Source organism: Pseudomonas viridiflava (genome assembly GCF_900184295.1).
In the GTDB taxonomy this organism is placed as follows: domain Bacteria; phylum Pseudomonadota; class Gammaproteobacteria; order Pseudomonadales; family Pseudomonadaceae; genus Aquipseudomonas; species Aquipseudomonas viridiflava.
The window spans coordinates 767304-792593 of the sequence record NZ_LT855380.1; the positions used below are offsets into that span (position 1 = coordinate 767304).

General features: G+C 60.9%; 26 protein-coding genes. 18 read left to right on the top strand and 8 right to left on the bottom strand.

Going from position 1 to position 25290, the window contains the following annotated elements:
* Positions 1 to 190 precede the first annotated feature (190 nt).
* On the bottom strand, positions 191 to 1711 hold the full coding sequence (gene exaC, locus CFBP1590_RS03810; protein ID WP_004885889.1) for an acetaldehyde dehydrogenase ExaC: 1521 nt from the start codon (positions 1709 to 1711) through the stop codon (positions 191 to 193).
* Between the two features lie 226 nt (positions 1712 to 1937).
* On the opposite strand from exaC, the gene mpl reads away from it, so the two are divergent.
* Genes mpl through CFBP1590_RS03825 form a run of 3 tightly spaced genes read left to right on the top strand, consistent with a single transcriptional unit; the run spans position 1938 to position 4190 of the window.
* Positions 1938 to 3287: a UDP-N-acetylmuramate:L-alanyl-gamma-D-glutamyl-meso-diaminopimelate ligase gene (gene mpl / locus CFBP1590_RS03815; RefSeq protein ID WP_025995549.1), complete on the top strand. Its 1350-nt coding sequence runs from the start codon at positions 1938 to 1940 to the stop codon at positions 3285 to 3287.
* A complete protein-coding gene (gene ubiX / locus CFBP1590_RS03820; protein WP_004885884.1) occupies positions 3284 to 3913 on the top strand; it encodes a flavin prenyltransferase UbiX in 630 nt (209 codons plus the stop codon). The genes mpl and ubiX overlap by 4 nt, the downstream gene beginning before the upstream one ends.
* On the top strand, positions 3906 to 4190 hold the full coding sequence (locus CFBP1590_RS03825) for a YceK/YidQ family lipoprotein (protein ID WP_029241872.1): 285 nt from the start codon (positions 3906 to 3908) through the stop codon (positions 4188 to 4190). The genes ubiX and CFBP1590_RS03825 overlap by 8 nt, the downstream gene beginning before the upstream one ends.
* 576 nt (positions 4191 to 4766) lie before the next feature.
* Here CFBP1590_RS03825 and CFBP1590_RS03830 read toward each other — a convergent pair.
* From CFBP1590_RS03830 to CFBP1590_RS03840, 3 genes are all read right to left on the bottom strand, one after another.
* Positions 4767 to 5408 (bottom strand): oxidoreductase, encoded by a 642-nt coding sequence (locus CFBP1590_RS03830; protein ID WP_029241192.1) that lies wholly within the window; start codon positions 5406 to 5408, stop codon positions 4767 to 4769.
* Positions 5409 to 5435: 27 nt separating this feature from the next.
* A complete protein-coding gene (locus tag CFBP1590_RS03835) occupies positions 5436 to 7163 on the bottom strand; it encodes a C13 family peptidase (protein ID WP_088234497.1) in 1728 nt (575 codons plus the stop codon).
* Positions 7164 to 7301: 138 nt separating this feature from the next.
* Positions 7302 to 7757: a MaoC family dehydratase gene (locus CFBP1590_RS03840; RefSeq protein ID WP_025995547.1), complete on the bottom strand. Its 456-nt coding sequence runs from the start codon at positions 7755 to 7757 to the stop codon at positions 7302 to 7304.
* Positions 7758 to 7961: 204 nt separating this feature from the next.
* Between CFBP1590_RS03840 and CFBP1590_RS03845 the strand changes: the two genes are divergently transcribed.
* From CFBP1590_RS03845 to CFBP1590_RS03855, 3 genes are read left to right on the top strand one after another with little or no spacing between them, the layout of a single operon-like run.
* Complete coding sequence (locus tag CFBP1590_RS03845; protein ID WP_004885874.1) at positions 7962 to 8324, top strand: CidA/LrgA family protein; 363 nt, start codon at positions 7962 to 7964, stop codon at positions 8322 to 8324.
* 2 nt (positions 8325 to 8326) lie between these two features.
* Positions 8327 to 9037: an LrgB family protein gene (locus tag CFBP1590_RS03850; protein ID WP_170968973.1), complete on the top strand. Its 711-nt coding sequence runs from the start codon at positions 8327 to 8329 to the stop codon at positions 9035 to 9037.
* 11 nt (positions 9038 to 9048) lie between these two features.
* A complete protein-coding gene (locus tag CFBP1590_RS03855) occupies positions 9049 to 9639 on the top strand; it encodes an LON peptidase substrate-binding domain-containing protein (RefSeq protein WP_004885870.1) in 591 nt (196 codons plus the stop codon).
* Positions 9640 to 9836: 197 nt separating this feature from the next.
* Here the strand turns inward: CFBP1590_RS03855 and CFBP1590_RS03860 are convergent, their stop codons facing one another.
* A complete protein-coding gene (locus CFBP1590_RS03860; protein WP_043305231.1) occupies positions 9837 to 11153 on the bottom strand; it encodes a bifunctional DedA family/phosphatase PAP2 family protein in 1317 nt (438 codons plus the stop codon).
* Positions 11154 to 11156: 3 nt separating this feature from the next.
* Complete coding sequence (locus CFBP1590_RS03865) at positions 11157 to 11828, bottom strand: DNA-3-methyladenine glycosylase (protein ID WP_025995543.1); 672 nt, start codon at positions 11826 to 11828, stop codon at positions 11157 to 11159.
* Between the two features lie 271 nt (positions 11829 to 12099).
* Here CFBP1590_RS03865 and CFBP1590_RS03870 point away from each other — a divergent pair, with 271 nt between their 5' ends.
* The 8 genes from CFBP1590_RS03870 (at position 12100) to CFBP1590_RS03905 (ending at position 20082) form a co-directional block, all read left to right on the top strand.
* Positions 12100 to 13365 (top strand): glutamate-5-semialdehyde dehydrogenase, encoded by a 1266-nt coding sequence (locus CFBP1590_RS03870; protein ID WP_088234499.1) that lies wholly within the window; start codon positions 12100 to 12102, stop codon positions 13363 to 13365.
* Positions 13366 to 13387: 22 nt separating this feature from the next.
* Positions 13388 to 14047, top strand: coding sequence for a nicotinate-nucleotide adenylyltransferase (gene nadD / locus CFBP1590_RS03875; RefSeq protein WP_161627631.1), 660 nt, complete (start codon positions 13388 to 13390; stop codon positions 14045 to 14047).
* A gap of 62 nt (positions 14048 to 14109) precedes the next feature.
* Positions 14110 to 14496: a ribosome silencing factor gene (rsfS, locus tag CFBP1590_RS03880; protein WP_004885856.1), complete on the top strand. Its 387-nt coding sequence runs from the start codon at positions 14110 to 14112 to the stop codon at positions 14494 to 14496.
* Positions 14497 to 14505: 9 nt separating this feature from the next.
* A complete protein-coding gene (rlmH, locus tag CFBP1590_RS03885; RefSeq protein ID WP_003313894.1) occupies positions 14506 to 14973 on the top strand; it encodes a 23S rRNA (pseudouridine(1915)-N(3))-methyltransferase RlmH in 468 nt (155 codons plus the stop codon).
* Positions 14974 to 15001: 28 nt separating this feature from the next.
* On the top strand, positions 15002 to 16897 hold the full coding sequence (gene mrdA, locus CFBP1590_RS03890; RefSeq protein ID WP_029241195.1) for a penicillin-binding protein 2: 1896 nt from the start codon (positions 15002 to 15004) through the stop codon (positions 16895 to 16897).
* A 31-nt stretch (positions 16898 to 16928) separates the two neighbouring features.
* The gene (rodA, locus tag CFBP1590_RS03895) at positions 16929 to 18032 is read left to right on the top strand and encodes a rod shape-determining protein RodA (RefSeq protein ID WP_043305283.1); all 1104 of its coding nucleotides are present in this window, start codon (positions 16929 to 16931) and stop codon (positions 18030 to 18032) included.
* A gap of 5 nt (positions 18033 to 18037) precedes the next feature.
* Entirely contained in the window at positions 18038 to 19057 is a 1020-nt protein-coding gene (gene mltB / locus CFBP1590_RS03900) for a lytic murein transglycosylase B (protein ID WP_371306678.1), read from the top strand.
* Positions 19057 to 20082 (top strand): septal ring lytic transglycosylase RlpA family protein, encoded by a 1026-nt coding sequence (locus CFBP1590_RS03905; protein ID WP_004885844.1) that lies wholly within the window; start codon positions 19057 to 19059, stop codon positions 20080 to 20082. The genes mltB and CFBP1590_RS03905 overlap by 1 nt, the downstream gene beginning before the upstream one ends.
* Here CFBP1590_RS03905 and CFBP1590_RS03910 read toward each other — a convergent pair.
* Positions 20052 to 20333, bottom strand: a complete 282-nt coding sequence (locus tag CFBP1590_RS03910) for a hypothetical protein (RefSeq protein WP_231991821.1) — start codon at positions 20331 to 20333, stop codon at positions 20052 to 20054. The genes CFBP1590_RS03905 and CFBP1590_RS03910 overlap by 31 nt on opposite strands.
* Here CFBP1590_RS03910 and CFBP1590_RS03915 point away from each other — a divergent pair.
* From CFBP1590_RS03915 to lipA, 4 genes are all read left to right on the top strand, one after another.
* Positions 20326 to 21486, top strand: coding sequence for a D-alanyl-D-alanine carboxypeptidase family protein (locus CFBP1590_RS03915; protein WP_004885841.1), 1161 nt, complete (start codon positions 20326 to 20328; stop codon positions 21484 to 21486). The two genes, CFBP1590_RS03910 and CFBP1590_RS03915, sit on opposite strands and share 8 nt — an antisense overlap.
* 94 nt (positions 21487 to 21580) lie before the next feature.
* Positions 21581 to 21856: a DUF493 domain-containing protein gene (locus CFBP1590_RS03920; RefSeq protein ID WP_004885838.1), complete on the top strand. Its 276-nt coding sequence runs from the start codon at positions 21581 to 21583 to the stop codon at positions 21854 to 21856.
* A complete protein-coding gene (gene lipB, locus CFBP1590_RS03925; protein WP_004885835.1) occupies positions 21856 to 22512 on the top strand; it encodes a lipoyl(octanoyl) transferase LipB in 657 nt (218 codons plus the stop codon). The genes CFBP1590_RS03920 and lipB overlap by 1 nt, the downstream gene beginning before the upstream one ends.
* Positions 22505 to 23512 carry a lipoyl synthase gene (gene lipA, locus CFBP1590_RS03930; RefSeq protein ID WP_004885832.1) on the top strand — a complete coding sequence of 336 codons (1008 nt, stop codon included), beginning with the start codon at positions 22505 to 22507 and terminating at the stop codon, positions 23510 to 23512. Before lipB ends, lipA begins: the two co-directional genes overlap by 8 nt.
* A 390-nt stretch (positions 23513 to 23902) precedes the next feature.
* On the opposite strand, the gene CFBP1590_RS03935 is transcribed toward lipA, so the two are convergent.
* Positions 23903 to 25231: a lytic murein transglycosylase gene (locus tag CFBP1590_RS03935; RefSeq protein ID WP_004885829.1), complete on the bottom strand. Its 1329-nt coding sequence runs from the start codon at positions 25229 to 25231 to the stop codon at positions 23903 to 23905.
* Between the last annotated feature and the right edge of the window lie 59 nt (positions 25232 to 25290).

Sequence of the window (25290 nt, forward strand, 5' to 3'; positions counted from 1 at the left end):
ACGTGGATAACGCTGGAGCTTGTCCACGCATCTGCGCCACCTTCGAGAGCGGACGCGGAGCGTCCTGGGAGGCATTCCCACGCGGAGCGTAGGAACGATCAGCGTGATCTCAAGCACTCGACTGTCACGCTTAGCATCACGAGATGCATGCCCAACGCTGAGCGATGGGCACGATCATCCCGTCAGTGGATCAGAAGAACCCCAGCGGATGCGTGTCGTAGCTCACCAGCAGGTTTTTGGTCTGCTGATAGTGCTCGAGCGCGATCTTGTGGGTTTCGCGGCCGACGCCGGATTTCTTGTAGCCACCGAACGCCGCATGCGCGGGGTAGAGGTGATAGCAGTTGGTCCAGACACGACCGGCCTTGATGGCGCGGCCCACGCGGTAGGCGCGGTTGATGTCGCGGGTCCACAGGCCTGCGCCCAGACCGAACTCGGTGTCGTTGGCGATGGCCACCGCTTCGGCCTCGTCTTTGAAGGTCGTGACGCTGACCACCGGGCCGAAGATCTCTTCCTGGAACACGCGCATCTTGTTGTTGCCCTTGAGCAACGTCGGCTGAATGTAATAGCCGCTCGACAGATCACCTTCCAGCTTCTCGACCTTGCCGCCGGTCAACAGCTCGGCGCCTTCGCCCTTGGCGATGTCGAGGTAGGACAGAATCTTGTCGAACTGCTGCTCGGACGCCTGAGCGCCGACCATGGTGTCGGTGTCCAGCGGATCGCCGCGCTTGATCTTCTCGACCTTGCGCATCACCGCTTCCATGAACTGTGGATAAATCGACTCCTGCACCAGCGCGCGGGACGGGCAGGTGCAGACTTCGCCTTGGTTGAAGAACGCCAGCACCAGACCTTCGGCGGCTTTCTCGATGAACTCCGGTTCGGCGCTCATGATGTCTTCGAAGAAAATGTTCGGCGACTTGCCGCCCAGCTCCACGGTGGACGGAATGATGTTGTCCGCCGCCAGCTTCATGATGTGCGAGCCGACCGGGGTCGAGCCGGTGAAGGCAATCTTGGCGATGCGCTTGCTGCTGGCCAACGCTTCGCCTGCTTCACGGCCATAGCCCTGCACGATATTCAATACGCCCGGTGGCAGCAGATCGCCGATCAGTTCGATCAGCACGCTGATGCCCAGCGGCGTCTGCTCGGCAGGCTTGAGCACGATGCAGTTGCCGGCTGCCAGCGCAGGCGCAAGTTTCCACGCGGCCATCAGGATCGGGAAGTTCCAGGGAATGATCTGCCCGACCACGCCCAGCGGTTCATGAATGTGATAGGCCACGGTGTTGCCGTCGATCTCGGCAGCGCTGCCTTCCTGCGCGCGCAGTACGCCCGCGAAGTAGCGGAAGTGGTCGGCGGCCAGCGGGATGTCGGCGTTCAGGGTTTCGCGAATCGCCTTGCCGTTGTCCCAGGTTTCGGTGATGGCCAGGATTTCCAGATTGGCTTCGATGCGGTCTGCGATCTTCAACAGGACCAGCGAGCGGGCCTGCACCGAGGTCGAGCCCCAGGCTTCTGCGGCTGCATGGGCGGCGTCGAGCGCCTTGTCGATGTCTTCGGCGGTGGAGCGGGGGAATTCGGCGATGGCCTTGCCGGTAACAGGCGAGGTGTTGGTGAAATACTGACCTTTGACCGGGGCGACAAACTCGCCGCCGATGTAGTTACCGTAGCGTTCCTTGAAATTGACGATGGCGCCTTCGGTACCGGGATGAGCGTAGCGCATGGTATGTCTCCTGGTTCTTGTTGTGAGGAAGTCTGTATCGATTCAGCTTTCAAACATCTGGCAGCAGGTTATCAAGAGTAGGCTATTTGCCTCGCCTTCGGGACCTGAACTTTAGCCTCATGTCTGTGCGCTCGACCAGACCCTGAACGACGTGACCACGGACAAACTCTGGGTGCCATTTCACCGTCCCTACGTTAACCTGCCGGGATGTTCTGAGAGGTTGGTCATGCACATTCATATCCTTGGTATCTGCGGCACGTTCATGGGTTCGCTGGCGGTGCTCGCCAAAGAGTCGGGGCATCGGGTCACGGGCTCCGACGCCAACGTCTATCCGCCCATGAGTACGCAGCTCGAAGCCCAGGGCATCGAACTGACCCAGGGTTACGACCCTGCGCAGCTCGATCCTGCGCCGGACCTGATCGTGATCGGCAACGCCCTGTCGCGTGGCAACCCTGCGGTCGAGTATGTCCTGAATAAAGGTTTGCCTTATGTGTCCGGCCCGCAGTGGCTGGCGGACCATGTGCTGCAAGGTCGCTGGGTTCTCGCCGTGGCGGGTACGCATGGCAAGACCACCACCAGCAGCATGCTGGCCTGGGTGCTCGAACACGCAGGCATGAGCCCAGGCTTCCTGATTGGCGGTGTCCCGCAGAATTTCGCAGTGTCGGCGCGTCTGGGTGAAACACCGTTCTTTGTGGTCGAGGCTGACGAGTACGACAGTGCCTTCTTCGACAAGCGCTCCAAGTTCGTCCACTACCGCCCGCGCACCGCAATTCTCAACAACCTTGAGTTCGATCACGCGGACATCTTCCCGGATCTGCCAGCCATCGAGCGCCAGTTCCATCATCTGGTGCGCACCATTCCGAGCGAAGGTCTGGTGATTCATCCGACGACCGAACCAGCGTTGTCGCGGGTCATCGAGATGGGTTGCTGGACACCCGTACAGACCACCGGGCAGGGCGGCCAATGGCAGGCCCGTCTGTTGAGCGAAGACGGCTCGCGTTTTGAGGTGATCTTTGAAGGCCAGGTGCAGGGCACGGTCGAGTGGGACATGACGGGACAGCACAACGTAGCCAATGCCTTGGCGACCCTGGCGGCAGCGCGTCATGTGGGCGTGGTGCCTGCGCAGGGCGTCGAAGCGCTCAGTGCATTCAAGAGCGTCAAGCGACGCATGGAGAAGGTTGCCGAGGTACATGGCATCACGATCTATGACGACTTTGCTCACCATCCGACAGCGATTGCCACCACGCTGGACGGTCTGCGCAAGAAGGTCGGCGACGCTTCGATCATTGCCGTGATCGAGCCGCGTTCCAACTCCATGAAGCTCGGCGCACACCGCGACGGTCTGCCGGAAAGCGTACAGCAGGCCGATCAGGTGGTCTGGTATGCGCCTGCCAATCTGGGCTGGGACCTGGGCGCCACAGCGGCCGAGTGTTCGGTGCCTGCGGTGGTCTGCGATTCGCTTGAAGCGATCATTGCGCGGGTCAAGAGCCAGGCTCAACCGGGCACGCATATTGTGATCATGAGCAACGGCGGCTTTGGCGGCCTGCATGGCAAACTGGCAGAGGCCTTGAAATGAGCGGGCCAGAGCGCATTACCGTCGCCATGACCGGCGCCTCGGGCGCGCAATACGGTCTGCGCCTGCTGGACTGTCTGGTGCGTGAGGATCGGGAGGTGCACTTTCTGATCTCCAAGGCGGCGCAATTGGTGATGGCCACAGAAACCGATGTGCGCCTGCCACCCAAGGCGATGATGATGCAGGCGTTCCTCACCGAGTACACCGGTGCGGCGGCGGGGCAGATTCGGGTCTATGGCCGCGATGACTGGATGTCGCCAGTGGCCTCGGGGTCGGGCTCGCCCAGTGCGATGGTGGTGGTGCCCTGTTCGACCGGCACGCTGTCGGCGATTGCGACCGGCGCCTGCAACAACCTGATCGAGCGAGCGGCCGACGTGACGCTGAAAGAGCGTCGTCAGTTGATTCTGGTACCACGCGAGGCGCCGTTCTCCAGCATTCACCTGGAGAACATGCTTAAGCTGTCGAACATGGGCGCTGTGATCCTTCCCGCATCGCCCGGCTTCTACCATCAGCCGCAGACCATCGACGATCTGGTGGATTTCGTGGTCGCGCGAATTCTCAATCTGCTGAACGTGCCGCAAGACATGTTGCCGCGCTGGGGCGAGCACCATGTCGGTGGCGATGAATAAGCTGCTGGTGATTGCGCTGGCGCTGGTCATGACCGGCTGCGCCACCGCACGCACGCTTAACGCCGCCAAGCCCGGCGCGCCGGTGGTTTACGCCGGTACGCGGCTCAACATGTATGCGCTGGAGGGCGGTTGCTGTGCGACCGACCGTTTCGGGGCTGAAGCGCCGAGCTATCCGGCACTGGACATGCCGGGCAGCGCCGTCCTCGACACGTTATTGCTGCCGTTGTCGCTGCTGACAGCACTGGGTTTCGGTGTTCAGGCCACGGGCGGGCTTTGACGGTCGTTGAATATTGATCGGGCCGATGCTCTGCGCTCGTCGTTATACACAAATCCGCCTCAAGAATGATCGTGCCCATCGCTCCGCGTGGGCATGCCTCCCGTGACGCTCCGCGTCACAAATGGCACAGACTGCGGACTCAGTGAGCCGAGCGCATGGCTTCCGTCACCTTTTCGCCCCTCGGCGACTTACTTTGAGAGGCCAAAGTAAGCAAAGCCTTTTGCTCCGGTTCCGGCCCCGGCTTCGCCGGGGTTCCTTCGTCCTGACACTGATTCGGGGGTCGCTGCAAATGGGCCATCCATGGCCCAGTGCAGCTCAATCGGCATCCATGCCGATTGCCCCCCGAATCAGCGCCAGGACTCAGCCTTCACCCACGTCGCGTTCTGCGGTGTTCATGCCATCGCGCTACAAAAGCACATCAGTGCCGTTGACTCTCCGGACAACCAGATGATTTGTGTATAACGCTGAGTGCTCTGCGTCGGCATGCAGGCCCCTGACGCTCTGCGTCCGCTTTGTGACGCGGAGCGTCACGGGAGGCGTTGCCACGCTGGAGCGTGGTAACGATCAGGGACTTCTTTATTTCCCCAGCTTGCGCAGCTCATCCGACTCGACAATGCGTTCTCCGTCCTGTTCTTCCAGCGCCAGTCGCCACAGCGCTCGGGCCAGTTGGCAGGCTTCGATGGCGCCATATTTGCCGGGGATCAGTTTGGCGATTGGCGCGGCCAGTTGCTCGGCCCAGCGGGTTTCCGGGCGATTGCCCACCAGCAGGGACGGGCGGGCGATGGTCAGTTGCGGCCAGTCCTGTGCCCTGAGCGCCTGTTCCATCTCGCCTTTGATGCGGCTGTAGAACACGCTGGATCTGGCATCTGCATTGACGGCGCTGATGACCAGCAGGTGTCGGGCACCCAGCTCACGTGCCCGTTTGGCGAAGGCCACAACCAGATCCAGGTCAACGGCCTTGAAGGCGTCTTGCGAGCCAGCCTGTTTGATGGTCGTTCCCAGGCAGCAGAACGCGATGTCCACGCGGCCACCCAGCGACGGCAGTAACGTGTTCAGGTCGCCCACCGGATTTTCAAGGTGAGGATGCGCTGCCAGCGCCCGGCGTGTGGGAGCCAGAACGCGGCTGACGGTAGGTTCGTTGAGCAGGCGGTCCAGCAGATGTTCGCCGGTCAGGCCAGTGGCCCCTGCGAGCAGGATGTGTTGCGGCGTCAAGTACATAATGTTTCTCCCTTGATACTGATAAGCCTAGCGGCTACTCGAGGTCTTCGCTTCCTTGCGATTCAACGCCGTATTCAGCGCGCGTTCTGCCTGATTCCTGCGCAGCAGTTGCCAGCGGGCAATAACGCCCTTGGGTGCCCAGATCTGCGGCTCTGACGCTTCGAAGTTGTCTTCGGTTTCGCGTCGGGACACGTAGGCTTTGGCGTCATTGAAAGCCTGCTGCAGGTCATCGGTTTCGACCAGCGCCCTGCCGAATAGTGCATCGCCAAAATAAGTGAAGTCGGCCTCTTCCGAACAGCCGAAGGAAACACGGTCAGCGCGGGACGCGGTCATGATCACCGTTCGCTCGTCTTTAAGGTCCGGGATGAAACCGCCTGAATAGCAGGCCGATATCACCACGACCTTGTCGCGGTTTTTCAGCGGAGCCAGCGCTGCAGCCAGTGCGTCGGCAGGCAGGTCGGCCAGTGACAGGCGCGGCTGGTCGAGCACCAGTTCGTGGTCCTGCGTGCCGTGGCTGGTCAGGTAAATGAAGATCAGGTCTTCAGGGCCGGTGCGCTGCGCCAACGTCTGCACGGCGCGGGTGATGGTCTCGCGGGTCGCCATCGGCCGGTCGTCCATATGTTCGCGATGATTGACCAGGCTGATCTGCCCGACTGCGCCAAAACGCGTGGCCAGCAGGTTGCTCACGTAATCCGCTTCGCGCATGAACACGCTTTGCTTGCCGTCGCCGCCCACCACCAGGCTGTACAGTTCGGGTGCGGCGGTGGAGGCGGGCACGGCAGCCAGCGCTTTTTCCAGCAGCGAACCCTGAGCAAGCAGGCCTGTTTCCAGCGCGTCGGGCAACAGCTTGCCCCTGGCGTCGCGGATACGTTGACCGTTGGCCCAGATGCCGCTCTGCACCGTGCCGTCGGCCGCGGTCAGTACGCCTTTGCCTTGATAGGTGTCATCGGCAAACTCACCGACATAGGTGCTGCCGTCCGGCAGGTGCAGCTTTCCCTCGCCTGCGAAGCGCCAGTTATCGAAGCTGCCCTGATAGCGGCTGCCGTCGGAACCGAGCAGTTCGCCCTTGCCGGTCAGCGCGCCTTCCTTGAATTCGCCGCTCCAGACGTCGCCGTCACTGTTCTCATAGCGACCCTGGCCGTCGAGCTGACTGTTGCGAAAGCGGCCAACGTACTGGTCGCCGTCCGCGCTGGTGAAGCTGCCGTTGCCCTGCAATTGGCCATCAACGAACATGCCGCTGTACTGATTGCCGCTGGCGTCACTGCGTATGCCTTCGCCGTTGGGCTTGCCGTTGGCGAACAGGCCTTGGTACTGGCTGCCGTCCTCCAGTTCCAGGCGACCCGGACCGTCATACAGGCCTTCCTTGAACTGGCCGCGGTACATCAGGCCCTTGTCCTTCTGGGTGCCTTCGCCTTCGCGGCGCCCCAGCCTGAAGCCGCCGACATAGCTGGCGCCGCTGCTGGTGGTGAGCTTGCCCTGGCCGTTGAACAGGCCCTGTTCGAAGCCGCCTTTGTAAATGTCGCCGTTGCTGGCGTGCAACTCGCCGGTACCATTTCTCTGGCCGCGATCAAACTGGCCTTCGTACCAACTGCCGTTGGGGTAATCGATCCGGCCCTGACCCTGCAGCACGCCGTCGACCAGATCGCCACGGTAGCGCCCGCCATCCGCGAGACGGCCGTCTGGAGGCAGCAGTGATTCGCCATCACCGCAGCCTGCGATCAAGAGTGTCAAAGCCAGTGGGGCGAGCGCGCGCATGTGAGATCCCGGAAGAGTGATTCAGGATTGAGCGTGGCTCTGCTTTTGCAGATGTTATGTCTCAACCGTCGGCGAGTATGCCGCAGTGAGTAACGGGTACGAAACAGTCTGTTACGACTGTTTCGTTTTTCAGACAGGTTACACGAAGCACATTGACAGCGGCTCGGCGACAAACGCCGGTTTTTCCTGACCCTCGATCTCCATGGTCGTGGTCGCCTTGAGCAGCCACTGGCCGGGCTTCTTCTCGGTAGCATCGGTCAGTTCGACCTTCAGGCGCACACGGGAATTGACCAGCACCGGCTGAACGAAGCGCACGGTATCCAGTCCGTAGTTGATCACCATCTTCATGCCTTCGGGCAGTACTAACAGATCACCCATCAGTTGGGGGATGAGCGACAGCGTGAGAAAACCGTGGGCGATGGTTGCGCCGAACGGGGTGTTTGCAGCTTTGACCGGATCGACGTGGATGAACTGAAAATCCCCTGTCGCCTCGGCGAACAGGTTGATGCGTTCCTGATCGATGGTCAGCCAGTCGGAACATCCCAGTTCCTTGCCGATGTAGTTCTTGAGTTCTGTAACCGGTACAAAAGGCATTTCACTCTCCTTGTCATGTGATGTTGTAGCGTGATGCCGCTGCCCGCGTAGGACATTGCCTGCGGGCGAACCACTAGATCAGCAGAGGGTTGCAGGTTGGTCAAGGAACGTCATGCAGGCGAATACCTGCACATAGGCACTGGCGCGTCATGTTTATAATGCGGCCGAGAATTCGCCGGATCTGTCTAGTGTGCTGGAGTGCTCATGTTGCTAAGAGGTTTGACCTGGCTGGTGCTGTTCCAATTACTGGGGACAGCGCTCAACCATTTGTTTCTATCAATACTGCCAGGGCCGATCATCGGTCTGGTGCTGCTCATGGCGTTTCTGATGATGCGCGGTGAGGTCAGTGAACACGTCAGCGTGGCCGCGAGCAGTCTGTTGCGTTACCTGCCGTTGTTGCTGGTGCCGCCCGCAGTGGGCGTGATGGTCTACGCGGGCGCCATTGCTCAGGATTTCTGGGCCATTTTCGGCACCTTGTCGTTGTCGCTGATGATTTCCCTGACGTTCGCCGGCTGGCTGATGCAGAAGCTCATCGAGCGTCAGGCCCGCCGTCGGGAGCCGTCATGAATCTGGACTGGCACGGCGCGTGGGTCTCGGTGATCCATCATCCGCTATTCGGCATTGCCATCACGCTGGGCGCCTATCAACTGGCCATGGCCGCCTACGAGAAAACCCGCTGGCTGTTTCTGCAGCCGGTGCTGGTCTCGATGCTGGTGGTGATCGGTATTCTGCTGACGTGTGGTCTGGACTACGCCGAATACCGTAAAAGCACTGAAATACTAGGGGTTCTGCTCGGGCCGGCCACCGTCGCGCTGGCCGTGCCGCTTTATCTGAATCTGCGCCGCATTCGGCAGTTGTTGTGGCCGACCTTGACTACGCTGGTGATTGGCGGCGTTTTTGCCACGGGGCTTTGCGTGGGACTGGGCCTGTTGTTCGGCGCTGATCACATGATTCTGATGACCATGGCGCCCAAATCGGTGACCTCGCCCATCGCCATGCTGGTGGCGGAGCAGATGGGTGGCGTCGCAGCGCTGGCGGCGGTATTCGTATTGATTACCGGCGTGTTCGGTGCCATTTTCGGCCCCGGTCTGCTGTCGCTGGCGGGTGTCGAGAATCAGGCTGCACGGGGCATGGCCCTGGGTCTGACAGCGCATGCGGTCGGGACTTCCGTCGCGCTGCAGGAAGGAGAAGAATCAGGGGCTTTCGCTGCACTGGCGATGAGCCTGATGGGGGTTGCGACGGCAGTGTTTCTGCCGTTGGCGATGTCGTTGGTCGTTTAAAGGGGCTTTTTATGACGTTGCCTTTGTTTCCATTGAACGCTGTGCTGTTTCCGGGTTGCGTGCTTGACCTGCAACTGTTCGAGGCACGCTATCTGGACATGATCGGCCGCTGCATGAAGCAGGGCGCAGGGTTCGGTGTGGTGTGCATCACTCAGGGGAGTGAAACGGGCTCTGCTCCCGGCGGCTACTCGCTGATCGGCTGCGAAGCGCTGGTTCAGGATTTTCAGCAGCAGGACAATGGCCTGCTGGGTATTCGCGTGGTCGGCGGACGACGCTTCCGCGTGGTGGCCGCAGAGGTGCAGCGCGATCAGTTGCTGGTGGCAGACGTGGAGTGGCTGGACGAGCCCGAAGAGCGCCCGTTGCAGGAAGAGGATGCCGATCTGGTTGCGCTGCTCGAAGCGCTGGCCGAACACCCGATGGTTGCGTCGCTGAACATGGGCGTCAGCGCCACGGGTCAGCAGTCGCTGTCCAATCAGCTGGCGTATCTGCTGCCGTTTACCGAAGAAGACAAGATCGAACTGCTGGAAATCGACGATCCCGAAGAGCGCCTGGATGCCATTCAGGAATTGCTGGATGAGATGCAGGGCGATCTGCAGGCCTGAGCCTGCGTTGGCATTCCGCCCGGGACGCTCCGCACTCCATTACGTCCGGTCACGCAGATGTTTCGGCGTGACCCCTTGGACGCGGAGCGTCCCGAGATGCATTCCCACGCTGGAGCGTAGGAACGATCAGCGTTAGGGCCTGGAGTCGTATGAATGATCGTGCCCACGCTCTGCGTCGGAACGATCAGCGTCAGTCCTCAATACTGATAGCGCAGCACCCCGTGCGACAGGGCGTGCACGGCAAACGAGCCGAGCAGGGCGGTCAGGGCCGGGATAATCAGCCACCAGACTTTGGGTGACATGGCTGGCAGCGACTCGTTGCGCTGGATGATCGCAAGACTCGCGGCGCAGATGCAAAACGCCAACAGCATGCCTGCCAGAATATCCGTCGGCCAATGCACGCCCAGGTACACCCGCGACAGGGCAATCGCCAGTGCCGGAATCCCGAAGACCAGCAACCACGTCAGGCGCAGCCGCACCGGCTGGCCACGTCCGGCCAGCACGGCGACGGTCATGAACAGCGCGAATGCCGCCGAGCTGTGCCCGCTCGGCATGCTGTAAGTGGTGAGCGGATCGAGCAGCACTTCCGGGCGAGCCCGCGCAAAGAATGCTTTCAACGTGCCATTGGCAATAGCGGTGCCCAGTGTGGTCGCCAGCGCGAACGCTGCATGACGCCATTGTCTGGCGATCAGCAGCACAATGATCAGCAACGCGGCAGCAAACAACTGAGTCCTGAAGTCGCCCAGCCCAGTGACCAGCACCACAATGTGTTGAGCCGTTTCGCTGCGGTGCTCCTGCACCAGCGTCATGAGTCCGTTATCGAAATCCTTCAGGTACGGCCAGCCCACGAACAGCGAGGCGACCAGCAGCAGGCTGGTCAGTGATATCACTTTGGTTGCATAACGCTTCTGGCGAATGCTGCTTTGAATGCTGAGCCCGATCAGCAGTGCCAGACCTGCACCGACTACAGCGGCCTCTGGCCAGAAGCCTTCCGGCAGCGGCAACCGGATGGCCGCACCGGCGGCCCAGCCCGGCATCAGGTAGGCAATCGACCAGCCGGCGGCGGCCACTACGCTCACCGCCGCAAAGCGCGGGAACGGCATGTCGCACATGCCTGCGATCATGGGCAGCATTGGCCGCAGCGGGCCGATGAAGCGTCCCACCAGCAGGCTGGCGATGCCGTATTTGTGGAAATAGGATTCCGCGCCCGTCATCCATTCAGGATGGGTGCGCAGCCCCGGCAACTGGCGGATTCGCTGATGGAAGCGACGGCCAATGAAGTACGACACTGCGTCGCCCAGCAATCCGCCAAGAAAACCCAGCAGCAACACCTCGCTCAACGGCAGGATGCCGCTGCCGGCCAGTGCGGCAATGGCAAACATGATGACCGTGCCCGGCACGACGATCCCGACAATCGCGACGCATTCTATGAACGCCACCACAAAGATCGCGACGGCGACCCACGAAGGGTTTGCCGTCAGCCAGCCGGTCATGCCATTGAGCAGTTCGCCCATGGGTCAGTTTCCTTGATCGAGAAGTAAGTAGTCGCGGCCTTCGACCTGGCCGCGTCTGAGAGGATTTCGCGTGCAGAAGCGGGCGTAATCGGCATCGACGAAGCGATACATCAGGTGCTCATCGCGCCCGGTGGGAATGCCCAGTCGTGTGGTCTGGATGATACGAGTCGGGTGCTGGCCGACATCCTCGACCAGAAGCTTCTGTGGATCGAAACGCTTTGCGTCCCACATCGGCACTTTAAGGCCCAGCGCCTTGCACAGCAGCGTCTGACCCGCACACAGCCGCTGTGGAGGACGGATGGCACCGCTGGCGTCAGGGTTGTTCAACTGCATCTGCGCCAGCGCGTTTTCATCGCTGACCGAGTCGGTCCATGGGTACGCCGACTTGATCAGCACCGCATTGCCCGGCCCTTCGGCGCTGAAGTTCAGTGAGTCGCCGCCCCGGGCGTAATACATATAAATGTGACCGCCCTCGAGAAACAGTGCCTTGCGCTTCTCGGTATAGCCCAGCGAGGCGTGGCTGCCTTTCTCGGCGCAGTAGTAGGCTTCGGTCTCGATGATGCGCGCCGCCAGCCACAGCTCGCCAACCTTGTGCCGGATGACCTTGCCCAGCAGCTCGCGCGCCAGTGTCTGGGCGTCGCGATGAAAGAAGCTGTCGGGAAGTGCGGTCGGCATAGGCTGGCAACTGAAATAGGAGGCTGCCGATAATAACAAGCGCTGCTTGAATTGCAGCTGAATGTGTCGTGTCGGCAAACTTTGTTGTTTCTGAAAGTGACTGGGCTCAGGCACGCCTGATGCGCGTCATGGCGGTATCTCGACCGTTGCGAATGGCGACAGTTGCAGAAAAGTGCGCACTGTTATCGACCATCCGCCTGTCTGCGCTGTCGTTCGAGCGGCTCGACAGCTATAATCGGCCGCTTTCCTCTTTGCCAAGACCACTGAGACCATGACTGAGTCCGTTCTTGACTACATGACCCGCCTGGGTCGCGCCGCCCGCGAAGCTTCGCGAGTGATCGGCCGTGCCAGCACCGCGCAGAAAAACCGCGCGCTGCTGGCCACTGCTGCCGCTCTGGACGAAGCCCGTGCCGAGCTGTCCGCCGCCAATGCGCTGGACCTGGCCAACGGTCAGGCCAACGGTCTCGAGCCGGCCATGCTGGAACGTCTGGCCCTGACCCCCGCACGCATCGACGGCATGATCGTCGGGTTGCGTCAGGTCGCCAGTCTGCCGGACCCGGTCGGCGCGATTCGCGACATGAGTTATCGGCCGTCGGGTATTCAGGTTGGCAAGATGCGCGTGCCGCTGGGTGTTGTAGGCATCATCTATGAGTCGCGTCCGAACGTGACCATTGATGCCGCCAGTCTGTGCCTGAAGTCGGGTAACGCGACCATCCTGCGTGGCGGATCAGAAGCCATTCATTCCAATCGCGCGATTGCCGCCTGCATCGAGCGTGGTCTTGCCGATGCCGGGCTGCCTGCTGCCGTCGTGCAAGTGGTCGAAACCACCGACCGTGCTGCCGTCGGTGCGCTGATCACCATGCCCGAGTACGTGGACGTCATTGTTCCGCGTGGCGGCAAGGGCCTGATCGAACGCGTCAGCCGTGACGCCCGTGTTCCCGTCATCAAGCATCTGGACGGCATCTGTCATGTCTACGTGAGTGCCCATGCCGATCTGGCGAAGGCGCAGAAGATCGCGTTCAACGCCAAGACGTATCGCTACGGTATCTGCGGCGCGATGGAGACCCTGCTGGTCGATCAGACCGTTGCCGCCGAGTTTCTGCCGCCCATGGCTGCGCAGTTCCGTGAGAAGGGCGTCGAGCTGCGTGGTTGCGAGCGCACCCGCGAGCTGATTGATGTCAATGCGGCAACCGAAGAGGACTGGCACACCGAGTACCTGGCGGCGATTCTGTCGATTCGTGTCGTCACTGGTCTGGATGAAGCCATCGAGCACATCAACCATTACGGCTCGCATCACAGCGATGCCATCGTTTCCGATCATCAGGGTCAGACGCGCCGGTTCATGGCGGAAGTCGACTCGAGTTCGGTGATGGTCAACGCGCCGACCTGCTTTGCCGACGGCTTCGAATACGGGCTGGGTGCCGAGATCGGCATTTCTACTGATAAGCTGCACGCCCGCGGACCGGTCGGCCTGGAAGGGCTGACCTGCGAGAAGTACATCGTGATCGGTGACGGTCAGCTGCGCGGACAAGCCTGACTTGAGCGAGCCCATGACAACGCTGCCCAGACGTATCGGCATGCTTGGGGGCACGTTCGATCCGGTTCATATCGGCCATTTGCGCGGTGCGCTGGAAGTGGCCGAACTGCTGGAACTCGATGAGTTGCGCCTGACGCCCAGCGCCAGGCCCCCGCATCGCGACATGCCGAGTGTCACGGCCGAGGATCGTCTGGCGATGGTCCGCAGTGCAGTGCAAGGCGTGTCACCCCTGACGGTGGATGACCGTGAACTGAAGCGGGACAAACCGTCGTATACCCTCGACACCCTGGAATCGATGCGCGCCGAACTCGCGCCTCAGGACCAGTTGTTTCTGTTGCTGGGTTGGGATGCCTTTTGCGGGCTGCCCTCCTGGCATCGGTGGGAAGAATTGCTGGAGCACTGCCATATCGTGGTGCTGCAACGCCCGGACGCGGACAGCGAGTCGCCGGATGCCATGCGCAACCTGCTGGCGGCACGCGCAGTCAGCGATCCAAAAGCCCTGAAAGGGCCGGGCGGCAACATTACATTCGTCTGGCAGACGCCTTTATCGGTGTCTGCCACCCAGATCCGTCAACTGCTGGCCAGCGGTAAGTCGGTACGTTTTCTGGTGCCAGACGCGGTACTGGCCTATATCGATGCGCACGGGCTTTACCGTGCGCCGAACACTGATGGGTCGCCCTGAAACTGCTTTTTTACAGATAAGCGTTTGGGCGCTCCCACACATACGAGCTGAATGAGTTTTATATGACAAAGCAAAAAATGAGCAGTGAAGAAGTCGTCGCCGTGGCAACCGCCGCACTGGAAGACGTCAAGGGCGCAGACATTCTGTCCATCGATGTCCGTGACAAGACCAGCATCGCCGACTACATGCTGATCTGCACCGGTACGTCCAATCGCCAGCTGAATGCACTGGTCGACAGCGTTCGCGAGAAGGTCAAGGCTGCCGGCCTCATGCCGCTGAGCGAAGAAGGCAAGGGCGACAGCGACTGGGTCCTCTTGGACCTGGGCGACGTTATCGTTCACGTGATGACTGCCGCTGCACGCCAGTTCTATGACCTGGAACGTCTGTGGCAGGGTGCCGAGCAAAGCCGCGCTGCCAGCGCTGCGCACCATACTCCGGGTAACGAATAAGGCATTATCGTGCGTTTGCGTCTGATCGCCGTTGGTTCGCGCATGCCCAAGTGGGTGGAAGAAGGTTGGCATGAGTATGCCAAGCGGATGCCGTCCGAGCTTGCGCTTGAACTGGTGGAAATTCCGCTCAATACCCGTGGCAAGAACGCCGACGTCGCGCGCTTTATCCGTCAGGAAGGCGAAGCGATGCTGGCGAAGGTGCAGCCGGGCGAGCGCATTGTCACGCTGGAAGTGCAGGGCAAACCGTGGAGCACCGAACAGCTGGCGGTCGAACTCGATCGCTGGCGCCTGGATGCACGCACGGTCAATCTGATGGTGGGCGGTCCCGAGGGGCTTGCGCCGGAAGTCTGTGCCCGCAGCGAGCAACGCTGGTCGCTGTCGCCGCTGACCTTGCCGCATCCGCTGGTGCGTATCCTGATCGGTGAGCAGATGTATCGCGCCTGGACAGTTCTGTCCGGGCACCCTTATCACAAGTAGCATCGTTTTTACTGTGAATACGGCCTAAATGTCTCAACCGATCCGCCTCAAAGACCATGAGAAAGACGCACGCCTGGTGCGCGGCAGGGTCGTGTTCGGTGCTGTGGCGGTCGTGTTGCTGGTGTGCGTGCTGATCGCTCGCCTGTATTTTCTGCAGGTCATTCAGTACGACTACCACTCGACGCTCTCGGAAAACAACCGTGTTCACGTTCAGCCGATCCCGCCCAGCCGGGGCCTGATCTATGACCGCAACGGCGTTGTGGTGGCGGACAACCGGCCCAGTTTCAGTCTTTCGGTTACGCGTGAGCGTTCCGGCGACTGGTCCGCAGTGCTGGACACCATCGTCGAGATACTGCAGCTCACGCCTGACGACCGGATCATTTTCGAAAAACGCATGAAGCAGGGGCGGCGTCCATTTGAGCCCGTTCCCATTCTGTTCGAGCTGACGGAAGAGCAGATTGCCCTGATTGCGGTCAATCAGTTCCGCCTGCCGGGCGTCGAGGTCGTGGCGCAACTGGTCCGGCATTATCCGCAGGGGCCGCATTTCGCGCATTCGGTCGGCTACATGGGCCGCATCAACGAGAAAGAGCTTAAAAGCCTCGACCCGGTCAATTACAGCGGCACCCACCATATCGGCAAGACCGGCATCGAGCGTTTCTACGAGCCCGAACTTCACGGTCAGGTCGGTTACGAGGAAGTCGAAACCAACGCTCGCGGCCGCGTATTGCGGGTGCTCAAGCGTACCGATCCGATCCCCGGCAAGGACATTGTCCTGAGCCTGGACATCAATCTGCAGGAAGCGGCGGAGGCTGCGCTGGGCGGACGTCGTGGCGCCGTTGTGGCGCTGGACCCGAAAACCGGTGAAGTGCTGGCGATGGTCAGCGCACCCAGCTTCGACCCGAACCTGTTCGTGACTGGTATCAGCTTCAAGGCGTACGCCGAGTTGCGCGATTCCATCGACCGGCCACTGTTCAACCGAATTCTGCGCGGGCTCTATCCGCCGGGTTCGACCATCAAGCCTGCGGTCGCCATTGCCGGTCTTGATGCAGGTGTCGTGACACCGGGATCGCGGGTGTTCGATCCGGGCTTCTATCAACTGCCCAATTACGACCACAAATACCGTAACTGGAACCGCACCGGTGACGGCTGGGTCGATCTGGACACCGCCATCATGCGCTCCAACGACACCTATTTTTACGACCTGGCCCACAAGCTGGGCATTGATCGGCTTTCCACGTACATGAACAAGTTCGGCATCGGCCAGAAAGTCTCCCTGGACATGTTCGAAGAATCCCCAGGCCTGATGCCGTCCCGTGACTGGAAACGAGCCACTCGCCGTCAGGCCTGGTTCCCCGGCGAAACCCTGATTCTCGGTATCGGCCAGGGCTACATGCAGGCCACGCCGTTGCAGCTGGCTCAGGCCACTGCGCTGGTGGCTAACAAGGGCGTGTGGAACCGGCCGCATCTGGCCAGAACCATCGAAGGCAAGCCGCCGGTGGACGAGAACCCTATGCCTGACATCATCCTGCGCGACCCGGCCAACTGGGCCAGAGTCAACCACGGCATGCAGGAAGTGATGCACGGTGCGCGCGGTACCGCACGCAAGGCGGCCATCGGTGCGCAATACCGCATCGCCGGCAAAAGCGGTACGGCACAGGTCGTGGCGATCAAGCAGGGCGAGAAGTACGACCGCACCAAGGTTCAGGAACGGCATCGTGACCACGCCCTGTTCGTCGGCTTTGCGCCCGCCGACAATCCGAAAATCGTCGTCGCAGTGATGGTGGAGAACGGCGAGTCCGGCTCCGGCGTGGCGGCACCTGTTGTTCGTCAGGTGATGGATGCCTGGCTGCTAGACGAGAACGGCCAGCTCAAGCCCGAGTACGCCGATTCCATGAATCTGGAGGCTGCGGCCCGTGAAGAGTAATTTCGACCGCATCCTGTCCAGCGAAGATGTGATGCGCCGCCGCGCCACTTTTTTGCAGCGCATTCACATCGACGGTCCGTTGCTGATTCTGCTGCTGACGCTGGCGGCGGGCAGCCTGTTCGTTCTGTATTCGGCGAGCGGCAAGAACTGGGACCTGCTGATCAAGCAGGCCAGCTCGTTCGGCATCGGTCTTGTTGCCATGGTGGTCATCGCCCAACTGGAACCCAGGTTCATGGCCCGCTGGGTGCCGGTCCTGTACGTGATTGGCGTGCTGCTGCTGGTGGTCGTGGATGTCATGGGGCACAACGCCATGGGCGCGACGCGCTGGATCAATATTCCGGGCGTCATCCGCTTTCAGCCTTCCGAATTCCTCAAAATCATCATGCCGGCGACCATTGCCTGGTACTTGTCCAAGCGGACATTGCCGCCGCACCTCAAGCATGTGGTGGTGAGCCTGGCGCTGGTCGGGGTGCCGTTTATTCTGATCGTACGCCAGCCGGACCTCGGGACTTCGTTGCTTATCCTGGCATCGGGTGCCTTCGTGCTGTTCATGGCCGGTTTGCGCTGGCGCTGGATCATCAGCGTACTGGCCGCAGCTGTGCCGGCGGCCGTGGCGATGTGGTTTTTCTTCATGCACGACTATCAGAAGCAGCGCGTCCTGACCTTCCTTGACCCGGAAAGCGACCCGCTGGGCACCGGCTGGAACATCATCCAGTCCAAGGCGGCCATCGGTTCGGGTGGCGTCTTCGGCAAGGGCTGGCTGCTGGGCACCCAGTCGCACCTGGACTTCCTGCCGGAAAGCCACACTGACTTCATCATCGCGGTACTGGGCGAGGAGTTCGGTCTGGTGGGCATCTGTGCGCTGCTGATCATCTATATGCTGCTGATCGGTCGCGGGCTGGTGATTACCGCCCAGGCGCAGACATTATTCGGAAAGTTGCTCGCAGGGGCGCTGACCATGACGTTTTTTGTTTACGTTTTCGTCAACATCGGTATGGTCAGTGGCCTGCTGCCGGTTGTAGGTGTCCCGCTGCCCTTCATTAGTTACGGCGGAACTTCGCTCGTGACCCTACTGTCAGCGTTTGGGGTTTTGATGTCGATCCATACGCATCGTAAATGGATCGCTCAGGTTTGATTAAGGTGAACAACTCAATGCAAGCAATGCGTAACTGGGCTCGATATGCTCCGGTGGTCGGCCTGGTGGGCATCCTTGGATCGGTGCAGGAGAGCATTGCCGGGGATTACGATGGCTCGCCTCAAGTGGCCGAATTCGTCGGCGAGATGACCCGTGACCACGGTTTTGCCGGCGAGCAGTTGATGGGGTTGTTCCGGGAGGTCGAGCGCAAGCAGGCCATCCTCGATGCCATTTCCCGTCCTGCCGAGCGCGTGAAACAGTGGAAAGACTACCGCCCGATGTTCATCACCGACACGCGCATTGCCCGCGGCGTCGATTTCTGGCGTCAGCATGAGGCCGCCCTGGCGCGTGCCGAGCAGGAATACGGCGTTCCGGCGCAGATCATCGTGTCGATCATTGGCGTTGAAACCTTCTTCGGTCGCAACACCGGCAATTACCGCGTGATCGATGCACTGTCGACGCTGGGTTTCGACTATCCGCCCCGCGCGCCGTTCTTTCGCAAGGAACTGAGAGAGTTTTTGTTGCTGGCGCGTGAACAGCAGGTCGATCCGTTGACGCTGAAGGGTTCATACGCCGGTGCCATGGGCCTGCCGCAATTCATGCCGAGCAGCTTCCGCGCCTACGCCGTGGACTTCGACGGCGACGGCCACATCAATATCTGGACCGATCCTGATGATGCCATCGGCAGTGTGGCCAGCTACTTCAAGCGCCACGGCTGGGTGGGCGGACAGCAGGTCGTCAGCCGTGCAGATGCTCGTGGCGACCGCGTTGACGAGGGATTGAGTCCGGGCCTTGATCCGGTGATGTCGGTCGGGGAGTTGCGAGGGCTGGGCTGGGCGAGTCATGATGCGCTGCGCGACGACATGCCGGTGACAGCGTTTCGCCTCGACGGCGACAAGGGTCCCGAATACTGGATGGGTTTGAACAATTTTTATGCAATCACCCGTTATAACCGCAGTGTGATGTACGCCATGGCCGTGTATCAGCTGTCTGAATCGTTGGTTCAAGCTCGAGGCGTCAAGTAATGCGGGCATTGCCGATTCGTACATCATTGAAATTACTGGCGTTCTCAGGGCTGGCCCTGTTGGTGGCCAGTTGCTCGTCTCCATCGCGTACCACGCAGCAGTCGCCCAAGGGCGGCGCGGTAGTGCGCTCTATGCCGGGTCTGGACATCAACCGTGCCCACAAGGACGGCGCGCCGTGGTGGGATGTGGATGTTTCACGCATCCCGGACGCGACGCCGACCCTGCACACCGGTCCCTACAAGGCCAACCCTTATACCGTGCTGGGCAAGACCTACTTCCCGATGAGCGAGTCCAAGCGCTACGTCGCTTCGGGCACCGCGTCTTGGTACGGCACCAAGTTTCATGGCCAGAACACCGCCAACGGCGAGGTTTACGACCTTTACGGCATGAGCGCGGCGCACAAGACGCTGCCACTGCCCAGTTACGTCAAAGTGACCAACCTGGACAACAACCGCACGGTGATTCTGCGGGTCAACGACCGTGGTCCGTTCTATTCGGATCGCATCATCGACCTGTCCTACGCTGCTGCGAAGAAGCTGGGTTACGCCGAAAGCGGTACCGCGCGGGTCAAGGTCGAAGGCATCGATCCGCAGGAGTGGTGGGCGCAGCGCGGGCGCCCTGCGCCGCTGATGCTCAATCAGCCGCAAGTGGTGGCACAGGCGACACCGCCTGCGTTGAGTACCTCCACCGGAACGGTCGAACAGTACACACCGCCACCTCAGCAACACGCTGCTCCCGTCGTGCCTGTACAGGTTGACGCAAAAAAAAACGATTCAGGACAAGCCGCTGGGCTATTTCTCCAGGTCGGAGCCTTCGCGAATCCGGACGCTGCGGAGCTCCTGAGGTCGAAGCTGAGCGGGATGGTTCGAGCGCCGGTTTTCGTGAGTTCGATAGCGCGCAATCAGCAGACGCTTTATCGCGTGAGGATGGGACCCGTCGGCACGCCGGGTGAAGCCCAGCAGTTGCAGGACAGCGTTCGGTCGGCCAACCTCGGTCAGCCGAGCGTGGTGACATCGGACCAGTAACGGATTTTATGACAGTCGCCCTCCAGCAGTAGTGGAGGGCGAGCTGCAGTTGCAGGCTTCGCGCTTTTGCCTTCGAGCAGGCGATGCAGGCAACTGCCCACGAGGTCGTGTGTCGAACAGACGACTTTGTCAGCCAGGGTTACAGCCTGGCGCCACGAGCCGTACCGAAGTGTTTTCGCTTCGCCGGTCTGTTCAGCTTTGCCCGCAAGGGCATGTTTGCCCATTAGCATTTTCGAGAGACGGATGAACATCACCACCTTTGCAAAACGTTTGTGCCTGCTTGTACCCCTGATAATCACTCCGGCTGCCTGGGCCGCAGAACAGATGACACCGGCCGCGCCGCAGCTGGCCGCCAAGGCCTATGTGCTGATGGATGCTACCAGTGGCAACGTCCTGGTCGAGAACAACGGTGATCAGCGTCTGGCGCCTGCGAGCCTGACCAAGCTGATGACCGCGTACATCGCGACCCTGGAAATCCGTCGTGGCCAGATCGGCGAGAACGATCCGGTGACCATCAGTGAAAACGCCTGGCGCACAGGCGGTTCGCGGATGTTCATCAAGGTGGGCAGCCAGGTAACCGTCAGCGATCTGCTGCACGGCATCATCATCCAGTCGGGTAACGACGCCAGCGTCGCGATCTCCGAGCACATCGCCGGTAGCGAAGACGCGTTCGCCGACATGATGAACAAGACGGCTGGCGATCTGGGTATGACCAACAGCCACTTCATGAACCCGACCGGTCTGCCGAACCCGGACCACTACTCGTCGGCTCACGACATGGCCAAGCTGGCCCGCGCGATCATTCACGAAGATCCGGCTCACTACGCGATCTACTCGCAGAAAGAGTTCTTCTGGAACGGCATCAAGCAGCCTAACCGCAATCTGCTGCTGTGGCGCGACAAGACCGTTGACGGTCTGAAAACCGGCCACACCGAAGAGGCCGGCTACTGCATGGTGTCCTCCGCTGTGCGTGACGGCATGCGTCTGATTGCCGTGGTATTCGGTACCAACAGCGAGCAGGCCCGTGCAGCCGAGACCCAGAAGCTGCTGACCTACGGTTTCCGCTTCTTCGAAACCCAGAACTTCTACCAGAAGGGCACCGAACTGGCCCAGGCTCCGGTCTGGAAAGGTACGGCTCGTCAGGTCAAGGCCGGTCTGGCTGAAGATCTGAGCATGACCATGCCAAAAGGCGACATGAAAAAACTGTCTGCCAGCATGACCATGAACCCGCAACTGGTTGCGCCAATCGCCAAGGGCGACGTGATCGGCAAGGTTGAAGTGAAGATGGAAGACAAGGTGGTTCACACCGCTAATCTGATTGCGCTGGAACCTGTCGAGGAAGGTGGCATTTTCCGCCGCGTGTGGGATAGCATCCGCCTGTTCTTCTACGGCTTGTTCAACTGACCTTATTAGTAATCAATGCCGACCTTCTCGCGGCCTGCTCATGATCTGAGCGGGCCGCGTGTCCGTCGTCACGGCTTGTGAGACCTTTACTGCCATGACAGATACCGACGTCAAGTCGCACAAAATCGAATTCCCCTGCGCTGACTACCCGATCAAGGTGATCGGTGACACCAGTGTCGGCTTCACCGATGCCGTGATCGAGGTCTTGAGCCGACACGCCAAGATCGACATCAAGACGCTCGCCGAGCGTCAGAGCAGCAACGGCAAGTACACCACCGTACAACTGCATATCGTCGCCACGGGCGAAGACCAGTTGCGCGATATCAATAGTGCTCTGCGCGCTACGGGTGTCGTGCACATGGTGCTCTGATGGGTGACGCTCTGGGCTTTCGTGATCTGGGTCTTATCGATTACGAAACCGCCTGGCACGCCATGCAGCGCTTCACCGATGGCCGCGGCAAAGACGCGGCGGACGAAGTCTGGCTGGTGCAGCATCCTCCTGTTTTTACCCAGGGACAGTCCGGCAAGGCGGAGCATTTGCTGTTGCCGGGCAATATTCCTGTCGTACAGGTCGATCGTGGCGGCCAAGTGACTTATCATGGCCCCGGTCAACTGGTGGCGTACCTGATGCTGGATGTCAGGCGCCTCGGTTTCGGCGTGCGCGATCTGGTCACCCGGATCGAAAACACGCTCATCGCCCTGCTGGACAGTTACGGGGTGACGGCAGCCGCCAAGGCGGATGCACCGGGCGTATACGTGAATGGCGCAAAGATCGCATCGCTGGGTTTGCGCATTCGCAACGGTTGCTCGTTTCATGGTCTGGCGCTGAACGTCGACATGGACCTTGAGCCGTTCCGCCGGATCAACCCCTGTGGCTACGCCGGGCTGGCAATGACCCAGCTGAGCGATCACGCAGAGCAGATAGAATTTTCCGAGGTAAGTGCCCGACTGCGCGCGCAGCTCGTCAGACACCTCGACTACGCTGAGCAGGCGACCCTAACGGGCGGAATAAACGAATATGACTGACACCGTGCAAACCCTGATCCCGGCGCTCGACGTATCCGAGCGTGTGGCCCGTCCGAAAGTCGAAGCCGGCGTCAAGCTGCGCGGCGCGGAGAAGGTTGCGCGCATTCCGGTGAAGATCATTCCGACGGTCGATCTGCCGAAAAAGCCTGACTGGATCCGTGTACGTATTCCGGTTTCCCCGGAAGTCGACCGCATCAAGCAACTGCTGCGCAAGCACAAGCTGCACAGCGTCTGCGAAGAGGCGTCCTGCCCGAACCTGGGCGAGTGCTTCTCCGGCGGCACCGCGACCTTCATGATCATGGGCGACATCTGCACCCGTCGCTGTCCGTTCTGCGACGTCGGCCATGGTCGTCCCAAGGCGCTGGACACCGATGAGCCAATGAACCTGGCTGTCGCGATTGCCGACTTGCGTTTGAAGTATGTCGTGATCACCTCGGTTGACCGTGATGACCTGCGTGACGGCGGTGCCCAGCACTTTGCCGACTGCATCCGCGAAATCCGCAAGCTTTCGCCGGGCGTGCAGCTCGAAACGCTGGTGCCGGACTACCGCGGTCGTATGGACGTGGCGCTGGAAATCACGGCTGCCGAGCCACCGGATGTGTTCAACCACAACCTGGAAACCGTGCCGCGCCTGTACAAGGCTGCGCGTCCGGGTTCGGATTACCAGTGGTCGCTGACCCTGCTGCAACGCTTCAAGCAGATGGTCCCGCACGTACCGACCAAGTCCGGCCTGATGCTGGGTCTGGGCGAGACCGACGAGGAAGTCATCGAAGTCATGCAACGCATGCGCGAGCACGACATCGACATGCTGACCCTGGGTCAGTACCTGCAGCCTTCGCGTAACCACTTGCCGGTACAACGCTTCGTTCATCCGGACGTGTTCGCCTGGTTCGCCGAAGAAGGCTACAAGATGGGCTTCAAGAATGTCGCATCGGGCCCGCTGGTACGTTCTTCGTACCACGCTGATGAGCAGGCCAAGATCGCCAAAGCGATGCTCTGACGATACGCGGCAAGACAAAAAGGGCCTGGTAGTGATACCTGGCCTTTTTTTATCTCTGGATTATTGCGCTGGCAGGGGCATGATCGGCGTGCCTGAGATCACTCTGATCGTTCCTCACGCTCCGCGTGGGAATGCCGCTCAGGACGCTCCGCGTCCGCTCTTGAATGTGGCGCAGATGCGCGCCCAAGCTCCAGCGTTATCCACGTCATGCGCTCGGCTCACTGAGTCTTCAGTCTGTGCCATTTGTGACGCGGAGCGTCACAGGATGCATGCCCACGCGGAGCGATGGGCACGATCAGTGTCGAGGCAGACTTGTGTATAACGATGAGCGCGGAGCATGGGAACGATCAGATTGTGATGTTGATCGTGCCCACGCTCTGCGTCACATTCTCACGGCTTACGCAGGTTGTTCAGCAGTTCATGCGTCGGGTAGCCATCGGCGGGCCAGCCGAATGATTGTTGTGCGCTGCGGATGGCCTTGCGCGTATTGGCGCCGATGATGCCGTCTGGCGCGCCTGCGTCGTATTGACGGGCAGAGAGCAGGGTTTGCAGCTCGATGCGCTCAGAGCGGCTCAGCGGCACGTCTCCGCGTGGCCAACTGCCCACGACATAACCTGCGCCCTTGAATCGATCAGAAAGCAGACTGATCGCCAGCGCGTAGGACGTCGAGTTGTTGTACTTGAGGATCGCGCGGAAGTTATCCAGCACCAGGAACGCCGGACCGCGATAACCGGCTGGCAACAGCAGCGCTGCCTGTTGCTGACTGGCGGCGACCGGAATCGCCGAACCGTCAGGCTGTTTCAGACCCAGTTGCTGCCATTCGGCCAGGCTTTTGCGAGTCGTCGAGTCGGCCAGTGCATAGTCGAAGCCTGAACTCAGAACGACCTCAAAGCCCCATGGCTGACCGCGCTGCCAGCCGGAGCTTTGCAGGTAATGCGCAGTGGAGGCGAGGGCGTCGGCTGGCGTGTTCCAGATGTCGCGGCGGCCGTCGCCATCGAAGTCAACGGCGTGGGTGTTGTAGGTCGTCGGAATGAACTGGGTCTGACCCATCGCGCCAGCCCAAGAGCCCAGCATTCTGTCTGGCGTGATGTCGCCATGCTGAAGGATTTCCAGTGCGGCGAGCAATTGGCTCTGCGCAAAGCCCGGACGGCGGCCTTCGTAGGCCAGCGTTGCCAGTGAGCGGATGACTGACTGCGAACCCTGGAACTGCCCGAAGTTGCTCTCCATGCCCCACACCGCGACCAGCGCCTGACGGTCCACGCCGTACTGCTGTTCGATCTTCTGCAGATCATCAGCGTATTGCGAGAGCAGTGCCTGACCTTTACGCACGCGAGCGGCAGAAATCGCACCATCCAGGTATTCCCACACCGGACGGCTGAACTCGGGCTGGCTGCGATCGGCCTTGACGACGCTCATGTCCGGCGTGACCCCGGCAAAGGCCTGATCGAAGACGTCGGCGCGGATCCCGGCCTTCAGAGCCTGAGCGCGAAAACCTGCCTGCCATTCGGCGAAGCTGACGGCGGGCTGAATGGTCAGGGAGTCATCGACAACCAGTGCGGGTGTTGGCGCAACGGCCGGAGCGGCGGTCTGGGCTTTGGCGGCTTGGAGAGGCGTGGCATCGGCTGCAGTGGGTTTTTCTGCGCAAGCTACCAATGCGATAAGGCTGGAGGCGGCGATGAGTTGGCGCAACTGCGGGCGATGGGTAAAACAAGAAGGCATGCTTGAGTCCAAGGGTATTACCGTTAGGTGCAGACCATAACACGGCCAAGCATCCAAAA

What these genes read in the sequence shown, in the direction of transcription:
- exaC (WP_004885889.1), bottom strand. Translation starts at nt 1,711, where the DNA reads ATGCGCTACGCTCATCCCGGTACCGAAGGCGCCATCGTCAATTTCAAG.
- CFBP1590_RS03915 (WP_004885841.1), top strand. Translation starts at nt 20,326, where the DNA reads ATGAACATCACCACCTTTGCAAAACGTTTGTGCCTGCTTGTACCCCTG.
- CFBP1590_RS03870 (WP_088234499.1), top strand. Translation starts at nt 12,100, where the DNA reads ATGACTGAGTCCGTTCTTGACTACATGACCCGCCTGGGTCGCGCCGCC.
- CFBP1590_RS03830 (WP_029241192.1), bottom strand. Translation starts at nt 5,408, where the DNA reads ATGTACTTGACGCCGCAACACATCCTGCTCGCAGGGGCCACTGGCCTG.
- CFBP1590_RS03860 (WP_043305231.1), bottom strand. Translation starts at nt 11,153, where the DNA reads ATGGGCGAACTGCTCAATGGCATGACCGGCTGGCTGACGGCAAACCCT.
- CFBP1590_RS03910 (WP_231991821.1), bottom strand. Translation starts at nt 20,333, where the DNA reads ATGTTCATCCGTCTCTCGAAAATGCTAATGGGCAAACATGCCCTTGCG.
- CFBP1590_RS03935 (WP_004885829.1), bottom strand. Translation starts at nt 25,231, where the DNA reads ATGCCTTCTTGTTTTACCCATCGCCCGCAGTTGCGCCAACTCATCGCC.
- mrdA (WP_029241195.1), top strand. Translation starts at nt 15,002, where the DNA reads ATGTCTCAACCGATCCGCCTCAAAGACCATGAGAAAGACGCACGCCTG.
- CFBP1590_RS03905 (WP_004885844.1), top strand. Translation starts at nt 19,057, where the DNA reads ATGCGGGCATTGCCGATTCGTACATCATTGAAATTACTGGCGTTCTCA.
- CFBP1590_RS03840 (WP_025995547.1), bottom strand. Translation starts at nt 7,757, where the DNA reads ATGCCTTTTGTACCGGTTACAGAACTCAAGAACTACATCGGCAAGGAA.
- CFBP1590_RS03835 (WP_088234497.1), bottom strand. Translation starts at nt 7,163, where the DNA reads ATGCGCGCGCTCGCCCCACTGGCTTTGACACTCTTGATCGCAGGCTGC.
- CFBP1590_RS03825 (WP_029241872.1), top strand. Translation starts at nt 3,906, where the DNA reads ATGAATAAGCTGCTGGTGATTGCGCTGGCGCTGGTCATGACCGGCTGC.
- lipA (WP_004885832.1), top strand. Translation starts at nt 22,505, where the DNA reads ATGACTGACACCGTGCAAACCCTGATCCCGGCGCTCGACGTATCCGAG.
- CFBP1590_RS03855 (WP_004885870.1), top strand. Translation starts at nt 9,049, where the DNA reads ATGACGTTGCCTTTGTTTCCATTGAACGCTGTGCTGTTTCCGGGTTGC.
- rodA (WP_043305283.1), top strand. Translation starts at nt 16,929, where the DNA reads ATGCGCCGCCGCGCCACTTTTTTGCAGCGCATTCACATCGACGGTCCG.
- CFBP1590_RS03865 (WP_025995543.1), bottom strand. Translation starts at nt 11,828, where the DNA reads ATGCCGACCGCACTTCCCGACAGCTTCTTTCATCGCGACGCCCAGACA.
- CFBP1590_RS03845 (WP_004885874.1), top strand. Translation starts at nt 7,962, where the DNA reads ATGTTGCTAAGAGGTTTGACCTGGCTGGTGCTGTTCCAATTACTGGGG.
- ubiX (WP_004885884.1), top strand. Translation starts at nt 3,284, where the DNA reads ATGAGCGGGCCAGAGCGCATTACCGTCGCCATGACCGGCGCCTCGGGC.
- rsfS (WP_004885856.1), top strand. Translation starts at nt 14,110, where the DNA reads ATGACAAAGCAAAAAATGAGCAGTGAAGAAGTCGTCGCCGTGGCAACC.
- mpl (WP_025995549.1), top strand. Translation starts at nt 1,938, where the DNA reads ATGCACATTCATATCCTTGGTATCTGCGGCACGTTCATGGGTTCGCTG.
- CFBP1590_RS03920 (WP_004885838.1), top strand. Translation starts at nt 21,581, where the DNA reads ATGACAGATACCGACGTCAAGTCGCACAAAATCGAATTCCCCTGCGCT.
- lipB (WP_004885835.1), top strand. Translation starts at nt 21,856, where the DNA reads ATGGGTGACGCTCTGGGCTTTCGTGATCTGGGTCTTATCGATTACGAA.